At 42.5% G+C, this 15,335-nt stretch carries 19 protein-coding genes and 2 tRNA genes; 11 read left to right on the top strand and 10 right to left on the bottom strand.

What is annotated here, in order from left to right; all coding sequences use genetic code 11:
- Window positions 1-85: 85 nt before the first annotated feature.
- The 8 genes from FG24_RS07400 to FG24_RS07365 form a co-directional block, all read right to left on the bottom strand.
- The gene (locus FG24_RS07400) at window positions 86-331 is read right to left on the bottom strand and encodes a hypothetical protein (RefSeq protein ID WP_036302285.1); all 246 of its coding nucleotides are present in this window, start codon (window positions 329-331) and stop codon (window positions 86-88) included.
- On the bottom strand, window positions 328-576 hold the full coding sequence (locus FG24_RS07395; protein ID WP_036302284.1) for a GIY-YIG nuclease family protein: 249 nt from the start codon (window positions 574-576) through the stop codon (window positions 328-330). Before FG24_RS07395 ends, FG24_RS07400 begins: the two co-directional genes overlap by 4 nt.
- Before the next feature lie 73 nt (window positions 577-649).
- Complete coding sequence (gloA, locus tag FG24_RS07390; RefSeq protein WP_036302283.1) at window positions 650-1,039, bottom strand: lactoylglutathione lyase; 390 nt, start codon at window positions 1,037-1,039, stop codon at window positions 650-652.
- 16 nt (window positions 1,040-1,055) lie between these two features.
- Window positions 1,056-1,307 (bottom strand): YfhL family 4Fe-4S dicluster ferredoxin, encoded by a 252-nt coding sequence (locus tag FG24_RS07385; protein WP_036302282.1) that lies wholly within the window; start codon window positions 1,305-1,307, stop codon window positions 1,056-1,058.
- A 3-nt stretch (window positions 1,308-1,310) separates the two neighbouring features.
- Window positions 1,311-1,811, bottom strand: a complete 501-nt coding sequence (coaD, locus tag FG24_RS07380) for a pantetheine-phosphate adenylyltransferase (protein ID WP_036302281.1) — start codon at window positions 1,809-1,811, stop codon at window positions 1,311-1,313.
- Window positions 1,798-2,358 carry a 16S rRNA (guanine(966)-N(2))-methyltransferase RsmD gene (gene rsmD / locus FG24_RS07375; protein ID WP_036304074.1) on the bottom strand — a complete coding sequence of 187 codons (561 nt, stop codon included), beginning with the start codon at window positions 2,356-2,358 and terminating at the stop codon, window positions 1,798-1,800. The genes coaD and rsmD overlap by 14 nt, the downstream gene beginning before the upstream one ends.
- Before the next feature lie 108 nt (window positions 2,359-2,466).
- Window positions 2,467-3,807, bottom strand: coding sequence for a M16 family metallopeptidase (locus FG24_RS07370; RefSeq protein WP_036302280.1), 1,341 nt, complete (start codon window positions 3,805-3,807; stop codon window positions 2,467-2,469).
- 36 nt (window positions 3,808-3,843) lie between these two features.
- Entirely contained in the window at window positions 3,844-5,169 is a 1,326-nt protein-coding gene (locus FG24_RS07365; RefSeq protein ID WP_051901579.1) for a M16 family metallopeptidase, read from the bottom strand.
- A gap of 322 nt (window positions 5,170-5,491) precedes the next feature.
- Between FG24_RS07365 and ftsY the strand changes: the two genes are divergently transcribed.
- The 6 genes from ftsY (at window position 5,492) to FG24_RS07335 (ending at window position 10,723) form a co-directional block, all read left to right on the top strand.
- On the top strand, window positions 5,492-6,487 hold the full coding sequence (gene ftsY, locus FG24_RS07360; protein WP_036302278.1) for a signal recognition particle-docking protein FtsY: 996 nt from the start codon (window positions 5,492-5,494) through the stop codon (window positions 6,485-6,487).
- A 44-nt stretch (window positions 6,488-6,531) separates the two neighbouring features.
- A complete protein-coding gene (gene ftsE, locus FG24_RS07355) occupies window positions 6,532-7,245 on the top strand; it encodes a cell division ATP-binding protein FtsE (RefSeq protein WP_036302277.1) in 714 nt (237 codons plus the stop codon).
- Entirely contained in the window at window positions 7,242-8,162 is a 921-nt protein-coding gene (gene ftsX / locus FG24_RS07350) for a permease-like cell division protein FtsX (protein WP_036302276.1), read from the top strand. The genes ftsE and ftsX overlap by 4 nt, the downstream gene beginning before the upstream one ends.
- 222 nt (window positions 8,163-8,384) lie before the next feature.
- A complete protein-coding gene (locus FG24_RS07345; protein ID WP_036302275.1) occupies window positions 8,385-8,717 on the top strand; it encodes a PepSY domain-containing protein in 333 nt (110 codons plus the stop codon).
- A 3-nt stretch (window positions 8,718-8,720) separates the two neighbouring features.
- Entirely contained in the window at window positions 8,721-9,386 is a 666-nt protein-coding gene (locus tag FG24_RS07340; RefSeq protein WP_051901471.1) for a response regulator transcription factor, read from the top strand.
- Window positions 9,386-10,723 (top strand): sensor histidine kinase, encoded by a 1,338-nt coding sequence (locus FG24_RS07335; RefSeq protein WP_036302273.1) that lies wholly within the window; start codon window positions 9,386-9,388, stop codon window positions 10,721-10,723. Before FG24_RS07340 ends, FG24_RS07335 begins: the two co-directional genes overlap by 1 nt.
- On the opposite strand, the gene FG24_RS07330 is transcribed toward FG24_RS07335, so the two are convergent.
- Entirely contained in the window at window positions 10,720-11,040 is a 321-nt protein-coding gene (locus FG24_RS07330) for a PepSY domain-containing protein (protein ID WP_036302271.1), read from the bottom strand. The genes FG24_RS07335 and FG24_RS07330 overlap by 4 nt on opposite strands.
- Window positions 11,041-11,451: 411 nt before the next feature.
- On the opposite strand from FG24_RS07330, the gene FG24_RS07325 reads away from it, so the two are divergent.
- The 4 genes from FG24_RS07325 (at window position 11,452) to FG24_RS07310 (ending at window position 14,216) form a co-directional block, all read left to right on the top strand.
- Window positions 11,452-13,161 carry a diguanylate cyclase domain-containing protein gene (locus FG24_RS07325; RefSeq protein ID WP_036302270.1) on the top strand — a complete coding sequence of 570 codons (1,710 nt, stop codon included), beginning with the start codon at window positions 11,452-11,454 and terminating at the stop codon, window positions 13,159-13,161.
- Window positions 13,162-13,305: 144 nt separating this feature from the next.
- Window positions 13,306-13,381, top strand: a tRNA-Val gene (locus tag FG24_RS07320).
- Window positions 13,382-13,448: 67 nt separating this feature from the next.
- A tRNA-Asp gene (locus tag FG24_RS07315) sits at window positions 13,449-13,525 on the top strand.
- A 451-nt stretch (window positions 13,526-13,976) separates the two neighbouring features.
- Entirely contained in the window at window positions 13,977-14,216 is a 240-nt protein-coding gene (locus FG24_RS07310; RefSeq protein ID WP_036302269.1) for a hypothetical protein, read from the top strand.
- 186 nt (window positions 14,217-14,402) lie between these two features.
- Here the strand turns inward: FG24_RS07310 and infA are convergent, their stop codons facing one another.
- Entirely contained in the window at window positions 14,403-14,660 is a 258-nt protein-coding gene (gene infA, locus FG24_RS07305; RefSeq protein WP_036302267.1) for a translation initiation factor IF-1, read from the bottom strand.
- 368 nt (window positions 14,661-15,028) lie between these two features.
- Here infA and FG24_RS07300 point away from each other — a divergent pair, with 368 nt between their 5' ends.
- Window positions 15,029-15,232, top strand: a complete 204-nt coding sequence (locus FG24_RS07300; RefSeq protein ID WP_019897632.1) for a cold-shock protein — start codon at window positions 15,029-15,031, stop codon at window positions 15,230-15,232.
- Window positions 15,233-15,335: the final 103 nt, after the last annotated feature.

Here is a 15,335-nt window from a genome sequence, read left to right as displayed (position 1 = left end):
CACAGGGTTGGAAGCGCATGTTCTATATGAACCCACAGGATCATTTCAATTAACTACACAACGAGCGTGCGCCTATAGCCTATATCTACAACAAACTTTGGTGGATAGCTGAAAGCTCTGAGGTGATATCTAAAAAGTCATCATAACTACGCCCTGCGCTGCGTGCATACCAGTACTTGCTATTCCACTCATCACCTTCAATTTTGTGCAGTACAGCATGTAACCAATTGGCGGTAGCATCACTGTAGTCTTGTGCAATTTGATGTGCATCATGCCAATTTCCCACCTGTGCTGCCTGCACTGCTTTTAATAATGCGCTTTTATCCATCATTCATCATGCTCAAAGAAATTGAGCTTTTTATGTCGGGGTAATCGTTTTAATTGCGCTTCGGCAACACTTGCGGCAGAGCGGTCTGGATATGACCTAGAAGCTAGTATTTTGGTTGGCGGATTGGCGCGAGTGTAACGTGCGCCCTTACCTGCCATGTGGGTAGAGAATCTTGATGCCAAATCGTTAGTGATGCCGGCATAATATGCGCCATTGTTGCATTCAAGTAGATATAAACACCAAGTCATATCACTACAATTAACATGAATTCTTGTTGATAATTAAATGGGCAACACTATGCACATTAATTGCCGGCAAGAATTAATAAGTACCCGCCTGAATAAACTCAACTTTATAACCGTCAGGGTCTTCAATAAAGGCAATCACCGTGGTGCCATGCATCATCGGGCCGGCCTCACGCACCACTTTACCGCCAGCATTGCGTACAGCATCACACGCTTTATAGGCATCGTCTACTTCTATCGCAATATGGCCATAGGCTTTACCCATGTCGTAACTTTCAACGCCATAATTATAGGTAAGCTCTAATACGGTATGGTCGTTTTCAGCCCCGTAACCCACAAATGCCAGTGCAAACTTTCCATCAGGGAAGTCATGTTGACGTAGCAACTTCATGCCTAACACTTCGGTATAAAACTTAATTGAGCGCTCCATGTTACCAACACGAAGCATAGTATGTAGCATGCGCATTTGCTGTCCTTAGTATTTAATTAACTGCCGTTAATTGGTGATATTTATTCAACAACTGTTCTTTGGTTTCTACTTTATCTGGGTCTAGCGGGATGCAATCAATCGGGCAAACCTGCTGGCATTGCGGCTTATCGTAATGCCCTACACACTCCGTACATAAGTCTGGGTTAATCTCATAGATTTCTTCACCCTGATAAATTGCACTATTGGGGCATGCAGGCTCACACACGTCACAATTGATACATTCATCGGTAATCATCAATGCCATAAACTAAAGACCCACTTTTAATTTTTTCATAATCGCATCTTCAACCGATTTAGAGACGAACTGATCAACCGCACCGCCCAGTTTCGCCACTTCACGCACCAAGCTTGAAGAAACGAACATGTACTGCTCAGACGGTGTTAAAAACAGTGTTTCTAATTTCGGATAAAGTTTACGGTTCATGCCTGCCAATTGAAACTCGTACTCGAAGTCTGAAGCGGCTCGCAGACCACGAATCACCACTTGTGCTTCCTGATCTTGCACAAACTGCATGAGCAACCCGCTAAAGCCAACGACCTTCACGTTACTATAGGAAACAAACAAATCGCTTGCCAGCGCTACGCGCTCCTGCAAATCGAATAGCGTATTTTTATTGGTACTACCAGCCACAGCAACAATCACCTCATCAAACAAATAGGCAGCACGGCGCACAAGGTCTTCATGCCCCAAAGTAATCGGGTCGAAAGTACCTGGATAAACAGCGATTCGTTTTTTAATTGGTGTCATGGCGCAATTTTATCAGATGATAAAAAACATTACCTGCTTTACTCTGTTTAAATACTTGCCAAACATCATTATCCGCCAGTGCGTACTCAGCCTCGACATAGACCACGCCTTGCGCACTCAAGTGTTTGGGCAACGCTACCAACACCTTATCCAGCCAGCCTTGATGATAAGGTGGATCTAGAAACACCACATCAAATAACTGCTGATTTTTATCCAAAAATACCAAAGCATCCATATTGAGCACTTGTGCGGCATCTGCTTCCAACATGAACTTATTCTCTAAAATTGCTTTATAGACGGGTGCCGTTTTTTCTACCATCACCACAGCTTTAGCATTGCGTGATAAAGCTTCAAAACCCATCACGCCAGTGCCTGCGAACAGATCTAAACATGTTTGACCTGTGAGATCTTGCCCTAGCCAGTTAAATACGGTCTGCCTAACGCGCTCTGGCGTAGGACGTAAGCCTTGTGCATCAGGAAACTTAAGCAAACGGCTACGCCACTCACCCGCATTAATGCGGACAGTATTTAGTTTTTTTTCGGTCATATTAAATGCGGTGCTACTTATTGCAATAAAACCGCATTTTACTACCAATTTCCATCACCACTCATTTGAAGTAATTGTTAACAAAAATTACTTCAAATTTATTGAAAACTACTGTGCTTTTGGATCACCAACAATCACTGTGACAAAATTTTCAGCTTTTAGGCGGCGATTGAATGCATCTTTAATTTGCGCAGCCGTTACCTTCTCTACTCTTTTGTTATATTCGTCTAAGTAGTTAAGTGGTAATTTATAAAAACCGATGACATTTAAATAATCTAGAATTTTCTTATTGCTATCAATCCGCATCGGGAAGCCACCAATGATATTGGCCTTGGCTGCTTTTAGCTCGGCCTCGGTGACACCATTTTTAATAAACTTATCCAATGTTTCATGCACCAACGCCAATGCAGCTTCTGCCTGATCTTTTTTAGTTTGCAAGCCAATCTGGAATGGTCCGACTTCAGCCATTGGCATAAAGTAGCTATATACACTGTAAACTAGGCCACGCTTCTCACGTACCTCTTCTGTTAACCTGGAAACAAAACCACCGCCCCCTAAAATATAGTTGCCGATATACAGTGGAAACAAATCTGGGTCAGTACGCTTAATGCCTGTGTGTCCCAATAAAATATGAGACTGAGAAGCAGGATGTGCAATGCGCTGCTCTTTCGCCTTACTCGAGGTTGTGACTTGCGCAATTGGCGCGGGCGCAGCTGTTGCCGGTAAACCAACACTAACACTTTCCGCAATCTGCTGCGCTTGTTCTCGCGTTAGATCACCGATGATGGCAATCACAGCACCCTTGGCACCGTAAAACTGCTGGTAAAACGTCTGTAAGTCGTCACGTTTGATCTTTGCTACAGAGTCTATCTCACCATTTTCATCCAAGCTATAAGGATGATTATCATACAAAGCAGACATAAATGCTTTACTTGAAATACTCTCAGGCTGTGTCGCTGACTCCTGCAAGCCAGAGATAATGCGCGCTTTTTCACGGCTGAGTACAGATTCAGGAAAGTCTGGCTTTTGCAGAATCTGCGTAAACACATTAAGCGCCTGCATACGCTCACGCTCACTACTTAAAGTTCGTAACGATAACGCAGCACGATCAGCATCAAAGCTACCGCCCAACACTGCACCTACATCTGCAAACTTATTAGCGATCGTTTCATCTGTCATGCCTGCCGCACCTAATGTCATTAAGTAGCGAGTGATGCCAGCTAAGCCAGATGTCTCTGCCCTATCGCGCGCACTGCCCGCAGCGAAATTCACACTGATATCTAAAATTGGCAAGTCGTGATTTTCTACAAAGTAAACCTCCGAACCCGCAGAGGTTTGCCATTGCTGAATGTTCACCGCAGCATATGCGTTTGTTGTAGTGAACATAAAACCTGTACTGATGATTAAAAAACCTGATGTAACTATTCTTGTTATCAATTGCAAACTCATTATTTTTACCTTGAAAAATTAAAGTGTGATGTTTAATTAATGTACGTGTGGCTTACCCTGTGGCTTTGCATTAGGATCAATCGGTTGAGGGTCTAATGTCGCAATCGTCAGGTTATCTTTGTGCAGGTATTTTTTTGCCACAGCCTGCACTTGTTCGGCAGTCACCGCACGCAGTTTGTTTGGATAGTCTTCTATTATTTTCCATGAGAAACCTATCGTTTCTATCGTACCGAGCTGCATCCCTTGATAAAACATAGAGTCACGCTGATAAACATCAGCAGCAATCACGCCTGCTTTAACGCGATCCAGCTCTTCTTGTGAAATCCCTGTTTTTTTGATTTTTTCGATTTCTTGCAATAGCGCCTGTTCCAGTTCAACCACAGTTTTGCCTTCACTAGGCGTGCCATCTAAGGAAAATAGACTTTGACGGCCACGTGCTAGCAAATCATAACCAGCATCTGCATCTATCGCTAACTGCGAGTCTCTTACCAAGCTTTGATTTAAGCGTGCTGCAGGGTTACCACTTAAAACGCCCGCCAACACCTCCAAGGCATAAGGCTCCCAATCAGATTCTGGGTTAGTGACAGGTGGTACATGAAAGCCCATCAATACATAAGGTAACTTTGCTGGCGCCTTCACCACTACTCGGCGCTCACCTAATTGCACAGGCTCTACTTGTGGTTTACGTACCGGCAAAACTTTAGGTTTCAAGTTACCAAAATGCTGTTTTGCCAGCTTGTACACCTCATCCGCTTTCACATCGCCCACCACGACTAAAGTCGCGTTGTTAGGTGCGTACCAATTGTTATACCACTCACGCGCATCTTCAACCGTCATGTTTTCTAAGTCATTCATAAACCCAACCACAGGGCGTGAGTACGGGTGCGCACGATACACAACGCCTTGAAACGCTTCATTCACCTGCGACTGTGGCTTATCATCAGTACGCCAGCGGCGCTCTTCCATCACCACTTTGATTTCCTTAGCAAACTCCGCTTCACTCAGTTGCAAATTCGCCATGCGGTCAGCCTCTAGCCTGAATGAAAGTGGTAAATGTGATTTTTCTAGCTGTTGGAAATAGCAGGTGTAGTCAGTACTGGTAAACGCATTTTCTTTACCGCCTGCCGCAGCGACTAAACGTGAAAACTGGCCAGCTGGTACTTTTTTGGTACCTTTAAACATCATATGCTCAAGCACATGTGCCACACCAGTTTTACCATTCACTTCATCTAAACTACCGGCTCGATACCAAACCTGCGACACCACAACGGGCGCACGATGATCCTCTTGCACAATGACCTTAAGGCCATTATCCAGTTTGAACTCTTTAATAGATGGATTGGCAAACACAGTGATTGGCATGACCAATAAAAGTATTAAAAAACATGTTTTACGCACAGGATATTTCTCCAGTTATTTTTATCAGTATGATTAAATCAGATTTTTAAGTCTGACATAAATTTAGACGACTCATTGAGTAAGCTTTTGTGACAAGGATACCATTGAGTTAGTTCAGCCTAGAACGTATCTCAAAAAATCACGGGGTTTATTCTAAATCTGCGATGTAAACTACAGTTGCCATTAACTAAAACAGCATAAATATTCATCAACATACCTCAAATGAACTGGTTTGCCTCAAGCAAAATTAAGCTAAAATAGTGCCACTAAACTCAGTTAAAAATTTATGTTCGATTTTTTCAAAAAAGATAAACCAGCCACAGGTTTAAGTTCTGGAACGCCAGAAGCTAAACGGAATGAAGCTACGCCAAGCCAAAATTGGGCCACGCGCTTAAAACAAGGCTTAGCAAAAACCAGAAGTCAGCTGGGCAATCAGCTTGCCAGTATCTTTGGTGGCGGAAAAATTGACGCTGAGATTTATGAAGAACTAGAAACGATATTACTAACCTCAGATGTCGGCATTAACGCTACACAACACTTACTTGATGACATCAAAAGCCGCGTAAAACGCCAAAGCCTTGACGACACCGCACAGCTCAAAGCTGCCTTAAAAGAATCATTATCGGATTTACTCTCACCATTAGAAAAACCATTAGCAACAGGCAATCACCAACCATTCATCATCATGCTGGCTGGTGTAAACGGCGCGGGAAAAACCACAACAATAGGCAAGCTAGCCAAGCTGTTTCAATCAGAGGGCAAGAGTGTGCTAATTGCCGCAGGTGATACATTTAGGGCCGCCGCGCGTGAGCAACTACAAGTGTGGGGTGAACGTAACAATGTACATGTGGTTGCCCAAACCAGTGGCGACCCTGCTGCTGTGATGTTTGACGCCATTAACTCTGCACGTGCAAAAAACATTGATATCGTATTGGCAGACACTGCAGGACGCCTGCCTACGCAGATGCATTTGATGGATGAAATTGCAAAAGTAAAGCGCGTGATGGACAAAGCACTACCTGGTGCACCTCACGAAGTCTTATTAGTGCTAGATGCGAACACTGGGCAAAACGCAGTATCTCAAGTAAAAATATTTGATGACGCATTAGGCGTAACTGGCTTGGTACTCAGTAAACTGGACGGCACGGCAAAAGGCGGTGTGATTGCTGCAATCGCACAGGCTAGACCGATTCCAATCCGCTATATTGGCATTGGTGAGGCGATTGACGACCTTAGACCATTTAATGCCAGTGAGTTTATTGACGCGATGATTGAGTCATAAAAACTATTTCCAAAACACCGCCACATTAAGACTAAAATACCAGCATGATTCAATTTGATAAAGTCACCAAGCGCTACCCCGGTAGCGATGAAATACTCAAAAACATTAGCTTTAACATTGATGCTGGTGAGTTTGTGTTTCTTACTGGTCATTCTGGCGCTGGTAAAAGCACGTTATTAAAGCTGATTGCGGCAACCGAGCGCCCTACCAGTGGCACTGTGCTGATTGCAAATCAGAATGTCAGCCAACTCAAACCTTCTGCAATCCCATTTCTACGCCGTCGATTTGGTTTGATTTTTCAAGACCACAAACTTCTGTATGACAGAAACTGTTTTGGAAATGTCATCCTACCTTTACATATCAACGGCATTACTGGACAAGAGGCTGCAAAACGCGTGAGGGCTGCACTGGATAAAGTCGGTTTATTGAATAAAGAAAAGGCGATGCCAATTACTCTGTCTGGCGGCGAGCAACAACGTTTAGCCATTGCGCGCGCAGTGGTAAGCCGCCCATCAATACTGTTGGCAGATGAACCTACTGGCAATTTAGATGCCAGTTATGCAGCGGACATCATGGCTATCTTCTATGCCTTTAATCAAGTTGGGGTGACGGTCATTATGTCCACACACGACGCATTGGGCATGAGCGCAAGACAAAATAGAGTCATGCATATCAACCAAGGCTCGCTGACTGAGCATTTACTTAAAGAGTCTCATTTAGACCAAGCATCATCTTCCGTAGAGCGCTTCACATCATGAACAACTGGCTAAATCAACATATACAGACACTTAAACTTGTGCTTAGCCGCATGCGTAACAACATGCTATCAACTTTCATGATTTGTTTGGTGATTGGGGTGGCGATGTGTTTACCCAGCCTATTTTATTTAGCTGTAGATAATCTATCAAAACTCACCGACCACATGCAGAAAGACACCGAGATTAGCCTGTTCCTCAAAGTGGACGCTAATGCTGATGCAATTAAACAAGTTGAGCGCCAGCTAGCGCAAAATCAGGATATTGCTAATTTTCATTTAGTGACTAAAGAAGAAGCATGGCAACAGTTACAAGTTAAATCAAGAAGCAACCAAGATGTAAACGACGCCGTGTCACAACTAGGTAAAAACCCATTACCAGACGCTTTTTTTATTCAAGCAAAGTCTTCTGACCCTGATAGTTTGATTCAATTAAAAGATGCGCTACAGAACTTACCAAATGTAGAGCTAGCATTACTCAATACGGAATGGGTGAAACGACTTTCATCTTTATTAAGCTTAGGTAAAAAACTCATCTCGATGATTGCTGGATTATTAGCCATCGTACTGTTAGTGATTATCGGCAATACGGTACGTATGCAGATCTTAACGCAAAAAGATGAAATCGAAGTGAGCAACCTGATTGGCGCTACTAGTAGCTTTATTCGTATGCCGTTCCTCTACGCCGGCGCGCTTTACGGACTATTTGGCGGTTTAATGGCAGTCCTCATGCTTATCGGCATTATTCAGGCTTTTAATCTTTCCATGTCGCAAATCGCTCACTTATATAGCAACGACTTCAGCGTAACGCTATTTGATGCACAACTATTTCTAGCGGTCATTCTTTCTGCAATCGGTATTGGCTGGATAGGCTCATACATTGCCGTGTCACGCGCGATTGCAAATTACAAAACCAGCTGATTCATGTCCAGCCATATAGCGCAAGCCTCCGTGTAACCCCCCTCAAGAAGCTTATACCCAGAGGCTGAGCTCCCGTTAAGCATCGGCATGAAACTGCCCTCTAAGCTCATTAAACTGCCCGTTTTAAGTTTAAATTAAGCTTTCTCATGCACAATACGTTACCATTACTTACCACTTGGAGTTTTTGCCAAAGGTCGCCACTCGTCCTAGGCAGAAAAGCATATGATGACGAAAAAACTCAACATTTCCGTGCTACTAATACTAGCTTGCCTATTGCTAGCCAGCTTGTTGATTGTTAATGACAATCATGCAAAAGCTGATAGCAGCCAGCAAACTGCCCGCCAATTATTAAGTGCAGGGAAAATTCTCCCGCTAGAAAAAATCACGAAACTAGCGAAAGAAATCAAACCTGGCGAGGTGCTTGAAACCGAGCTGGAGCAGAAAAAAGGCCTGCTCATTTATGAGGTAGAGATTCTCGACGCTCAAAGCCAGGTTTGGGAAATCAAACTTGATGCAAAGACTGGAAAACTCATCAAGCTAGAGCTTGAGGATTAGCCTATGCGCTTGCTTGTCGTAGAAGATGATTTAACACTTGGCCCGCAGCTTCAAACTGGCCTGCAGCGGGCAGGCTATGCCACAGACCTAGCGACTGACGGCATCGAGGCTGAAATACAAGGCAAACTAGAGCCCTACGATTTAATCATACTGGACTTAGGCTTACCAAAACGTAATGGGCTGGAGATACTCACTAACTGGCGCAAGGAACAAGTCACTACACCAGTCATCATCCTTACCGCCAGAGGCGGATGGCAAGACAAAGTGGCAGGCTTCAACACTGGTGCAGATGATTATGTCAGCAAGCCTTTTCAGATTGAAGAGCTACTAGCGCGAATTAGCGCAGTGCTTAAACGCAGCATTGGTAACAATGCAGGTGAGTTACACTCAGCGCACTTCAAACTTAATGAGCAAACGCAAACCGTGATGTTCGACAATGGCGATCAGTGCAACCTCACCAACATAGAATTCAGACTACTACGATACTTTATGCTGCATCCGGGGCACATTCTTTCTAAATCGGTCTTAACTGAACACGTTTATGAATATGATGAAGATAAAGATAGCAATGTGATTGAAGTCTATGTAAACCGCCTACGCCAAAAAATCGGCAGTAGCTTAATACAAACAAGACGTGGCCAAGGCTATATATTTGGAGTGGCGCCATAATGCTATCGCTCAAGGGCCGACTATCTTGGAGCCTGACGCTTAGCCTAGTGTTATTGCTCTCGTTGCAATGGCTAGTAGTAAGCTACGCTATCAACAAACTGAGCGAAGATCAATTAACCAAACGCCTGCAACATGAGGGCGAGAGCCTGCTCGCCAGCGCACAATTCAATGCATCTAATCAGCTTGAAATCGACGCTCAACGCCTAAGCGCTATCTACCAACGACCATTCTCTGGTCACTATTATGTTGTTAGCTCTGGCAAACAGCGTCTGATTTCACGTTCGCTGTGGGATACCGACCTCAACATCAACAAGTTAGCGACTGGCGAACAAAAATTACTATATCAAAAGGGACCAGAAGCACAATCGTTACTGATTGTTATCAATGGATATCAAAAACAAGGCCAAACCATCAGTATTGCAATGGCTGAAAACCTGGGCCCATTAAAAGCGAGTATTGAACGCTTTCAGTTGATATATGCCGCAATTTCATTGCTAGGGCTCATCACTTTATTAGCCATACAGCGGCTGATTATCCAGCATGCGCTGCTGCCGTTGAAAAAGATTCAAAGCGATATCGCCAAACTAGAACGAGGTGAAGCCAATCAGATAGCGTCCAAAGGACCTGAAGAAATTGCACCGCTGATTACAGAACTTAATCATCTGTTACAGACTGTCCAGCAAAAATCTAAACGCTCCAGAGAGTCGCTAGGCAACTTAGCTCACGCGCTTAAGACCAAACTAACACTGCTTAATCAAACTGCAGAGCGCGCAGAAATTGAAGGACTCCCTCAGATTCGTGAGTCAATTTACGCAGCAACCGATGCCCTAGACCAAATTATCGAGCGGGAGCTAAAGCGTGCTCGTTTAATGGGCGATGTTCGACCTATGCAGCAAATAGACTTAAAAACCGAAATTGCACAACTCACACATACGATGCGTATGATCTACAAAGCCAAGATCGTGAATATCACATGGGAAGTCACCGAAGGAACGAAATTTCATGGTGATGGTGAAGATTTATTGGAAATACTGGGCAACTTGTTAGATAACGCCTGTAAATGGTGCAAACGTAATGTGTCACTCACCGTAACGGGCAGCGATGCACCAATCTTTGTGATTGAAGATGACGGACCGGGCTGCCCGGTGCATGAATTAAATTCACTGACACAGCGTGGTTTTAGAGCTGATGAATCTGTGACTGGCAGCGGCTTAGGCCTTGCCATCGTCTGTGACATTGCAAACAGCTATGGGGCAAACCTAAGCTTCAGCCGCTCAGCCGCGCTAGGTGGCTTACGCGTTGAAATTAGATTTACCCCACGCAAGTTATTAGCTTAAAACCACTCTTGGCTAACATCTCTTACTGCGCCGGTTTTAGCATCCACTAAAACTTCCCACTCACGCCCATCAGCATCAACAATTTCAAACTCGTAATCCCAACCCTTACCAAACTTTCTATTTTCAAGATCAGCATCCTCGACGGCACCCGGTTTTGCAGCAAGCGCCTTTGCTTTGGCCTGTTCTAATGTAATTAGACCTAACTCTTTAGAGATTGCTTCAATTTCTTGGATATCGTCATCCGCAAACGCCAATGGCGATAATAAAGTTAATGAGATAACTGACGCTAAAGTAAATGTGTTCATTGATTTTTTCATGATTTAACTCCGTTGATTAAATGGTGAGTATCACTTTATGCGCCTAAGCTTAAATCAAGCTTAAAAATCGATTTACATACTAAAAACTCAACATTTAAGTATCTACTTTTGGCACCTACCCCCATCAAAACACACTTAGTCGTCCGATCAACACATCGTCATAGTATTAAAGTCACCAACCAAGACACATAAATCATTCTATTTAAAATTAAAATATCGCTAAAACCTCAGTTCACTCAACCATATACCCAATAGGGTCGCTTTACCTGCACAGACAATTTTGTTAGAGTTGAATCATGTACTAAGGTCAGCATTTCAAACAACTGACAGACACACCAATGTCTCCTCATGGATGTAGAAATTTGGCTTATAGTCAATTGTCATATGCCGTGACAAGAACTGAGAAAAGACTTGTTCACAAAACTACACATCAAAGATGACCTAGGTATCGCGCAAGCTCTCACTTGGCGCTACGTACTAGCACTATCTCTCGTTGCTGCGCTCTCAACCGCCGCTTGGTACAGTCTCAAACTTGTCATTTCCAAGCAGGAAAGTACTGCCGCCGTAGTCAACATCAGCGGACGGCAACGTATGCTAAGCCAACGTACTGCACTGTTTGCCAACTTACTGGTCACCGCACACGCAAATGAACGTGCGTCTATTCGCAAAAAATTGGAAGAATCTATTGAGCTAATGGCAATCTCGCATCATGGATTACTATATGGCAATAAAGAAATGGGGCTCCCATCGACAATGTCACAAGCGGTTAGAGCAATGTATTTTGAAGGTGACTCTTCTCTTAACAAACAAGTAAGAACTTACATTAATACCGTACGCGCATTGCTCGCCACAGATAGCAACAAACTCAGTCCAGACAATGCAGCACTACGCTACATTACCAACACAGCACCGACGACTTTAGTTTCATCACTTGACCAAGCGGTGCATCAATATCAATTAGAGGGTGAAGCATCTATCAAGCAACTGGAAAAAGCAGAGACGGCCTTATGGATTCTCACTCTATTACTGTTATCACTAGAAGCAATGCTGATTTTCAACCCATTTATCAAACACATTAGAATCGTCATTGATAAGCTCCAACGCGCTAGCGCTGAAATCTTGTTACATCAAGAAACGCTAGAAGACAAAATTAAACAACGCACGTCTGAACTTGCAAACAGAAGCAAGGCACTCGCCGAAAGCGAGCAAAGACTATCGATACTGCTGAATAACACCAATATCCATATGTGGGCATTTGACGGCACCTCCTTCACTTACACCAATAAACAATGGTTTGATTTTACTGGTCAGCGCCTAGATGATGCGTTAACCATAGAGAAATGGACTTCTGTTGTCCATCCAGAAGACTTAGCAGAAGCTCAAAAAATATGGCAAGTTGATTTCGAAAAGAAAACTGGTTATGACCATTACTTTAGATTAAAACGGCATGATGGTATTTATCGAGACTTCTACTGTCGCGTCACACCTATTGAAGATGAGAATGGCACACGCTTATATCTTCAGGGGCATAATTTAGATATTACAGATCGTAAAAAACTGGAAGACGAAGTACGTCAGCTAGCATTTTATGATGCGCTGACAAAACTCCCTAACCGACGCTTACTTAAAGATCGTTTAAGTCAAACCATGGCATCAAGCAAACGTAATGGTCGCTACTGTGCGCTCATGTTTTTAGACCTTGATAACTTCAAACCAATTAATGACACTTACGGGCATGCGTTTGGCGATGCATTACTGCTAGAAGTAGCTGAACGTATCAAAAGCTGTGTCCGCCAAATTGATACAGTGTCTCGTTTTGGTGGTGATGAGTTTGTCATTTTACTTAACTCATTAACGACAGATAAAGAAAAGTCCATTCAACAAGCAAACCGTATAGCAGAGAAAATACGTCAGGCATTATTAATGCCATATTTACTATCATTAAATACTGGTGATACTAAAACTGAAATCGAACACTTATGTTCAGCAAGTATCGGTGTTGTGTTATTTATTAACCATGAGTCAAATGAGGACGAAATATTAAAACGCGCAGATGACGCCATGTATGTCGCAAAATCTGCTGGTCGCAATCAAATTCAACTTGATAGCGAGTTCGTTTAATCGTCCAAAAGATATCAAAACCCTCATCTCAAACGTCACTTAATTGAGACAATTAAAAAAAACTCACTTTTATTTAAATTAATTCAAAAATGTGTTGAAAACATACCGCATTATCTGTAATATGCGGACCTCGTTAGTGCTGCAGGGTGCTTAGCTCAGTTGGTAGAGCGTCGCCCTTACAAGGCGAATGTCAGCGGTTCGACCCCGTTAGCACCCACCAATTTGCACTGACGAAAATTTGAGCTTTAACTGAATATGTGCTGATTTTATCAATACATAAAGTTCAAGGAGTGGTAGTTCAGTTGGTTAGAATACCGGCCTGTCACGCCGGGGGTCGCGGGTTCGAGTCCCGTCCACTCCGCCAATATTTTAAATCCCTTATAAGTAAACGCTTATAAGGGATTTTTCTTTTTAGCTTGATGAAAACTAGCTAACATTTCCCGCCTATAGAAACACTACCTCCAACTTCCCCAATCAACTGAAGCACCAGCTAACAAAACGCCTGTAAAAACACAACAACCCAACAAATCGTGCAATTCAGGCCCTTAGCGTCACTGAATACCACAAGCATGAGGCATACCATCAAATGATTGAAAAACACGCATAAGCGCCAACAGAGAGCTCCCCAGACCCTGCCGCAAAGATACTGACACCAGTTAATTTTCTAGTCACACAAACAGTATGGATTTATTTAATAAGAATGAATTTATACAACAAAAATTACTGACTTAATTCAATCAACTAAATTTTGTACTGACTGTTATCAACACCTATTGTCCAATCAAATACCAATCAATAAAAAAGGGGTTAACTCAATGTGGGGAATATTGTTTTTTATAATATCAGGAGTGTTTTTTATTACGGTAATGTATTTAAAATACAAAGCAGAGGAACTTGAGTTTCAAAAACCTGTCTTTAATGACCATCGAGAGCAAAACTCTCACACCCTCAAAATTGACAATAGACGGGCTGTAGCTAATTTATTTAATTTTATTGGTAGCACTTTCGCTTTGATTGCTCTGGTAATGATTGCAATGTTTTTTGTAGAAATGTAGTCTTAATTTAAAGTATCCGCATAAAACAAAAAAATCAGCATATAGCTGATTTTTTTGTTTTAAAACGTCACACTGTGAGAGGCACTTGCAGAGTTTTGAAAAAACGCTAAAACGAAACACCCTCTCTAGCAATCTGAACAAAGAGCTGCCAATCTTTAATACAGGTAACGCGATACCCCTTAGTGTTTAATACGATTTTTTTCTAGGGGTATAAGTATGGTGACTATCTATATGTCTAAATGTGATGCGTCCATTGTTCACATCATACGGAGACAACTCTAGCGTAACTTTATCGCCCGCTAAAATACGAATGTGGTTTTTTTTCATCTTACCACCGGTATATGCTACCAAGGTGTGGCCATTATCTAATGTCACGCGATAACGTGAATCAGGTAAAATCTCCATCACCACACCGCTCATTTCAATTAACTCTTCTTTTGCCATTGCTTTGCTCCAAAATCATGTAAGACCCGTGTTAAAGCAACAAGCTAATCAAAAGTTGATGCAATCGTAAAACATTGGGAATAGTGAGTATAAAAATTGTTTACGCAAGCACTACCTAACGCACGCGCACTATAGCCTTACAAGCTTAATTTAGCAAGCTAATCAGTTAAATAAGTGACTGATTTTAATAACTATCAAGCATTACCCTGTAAATATAATTCAAAATGTGCTTGACAGCTTCCTAAATTGTCCGTAAAAAGCAATGTAGGCGTTTGAATTTTTAATTTTTTGGTCTTTCGTGGATTGATAGTATTTAAAAACCCGAACTTTCAGGGTGCCTCCCTTTTTTAAAAAGTATGGAATAAGATATGGCAACAGGTTTAGTAAAATGGTTTAATGACTCTAAAGGTTTTGGTTTCATTACTCCTGACGCAGGTGGTGACGATTTATTCGCACATTTCTCAGCTATCAACGATAGCGGCTACAAAAGTTTGAAAGAAAACGATCGCGTATCTTTCGACGTGACTGACGGACCAAAAGGTAAACAAGCTTCTAACATTCAGAAGGTTTAGTACTTAAAGAATCCATTTAAAATGACCCTTTATCGGGTCATTTTTTTTGTCTATTTTTTGCTAATTCTTGGCGCTGAGTGGCGAACTATAATAGTTAAGCTAA

The organism is Methylotenera sp. L2L1 (assembly GCF_000744605.1).
GTDB lineage: Bacteria > Pseudomonadota > Gammaproteobacteria > Burkholderiales > Methylophilaceae > Methylotenera.
This window is presented reverse-complemented; position numbering and strand designations above follow the sequence as displayed.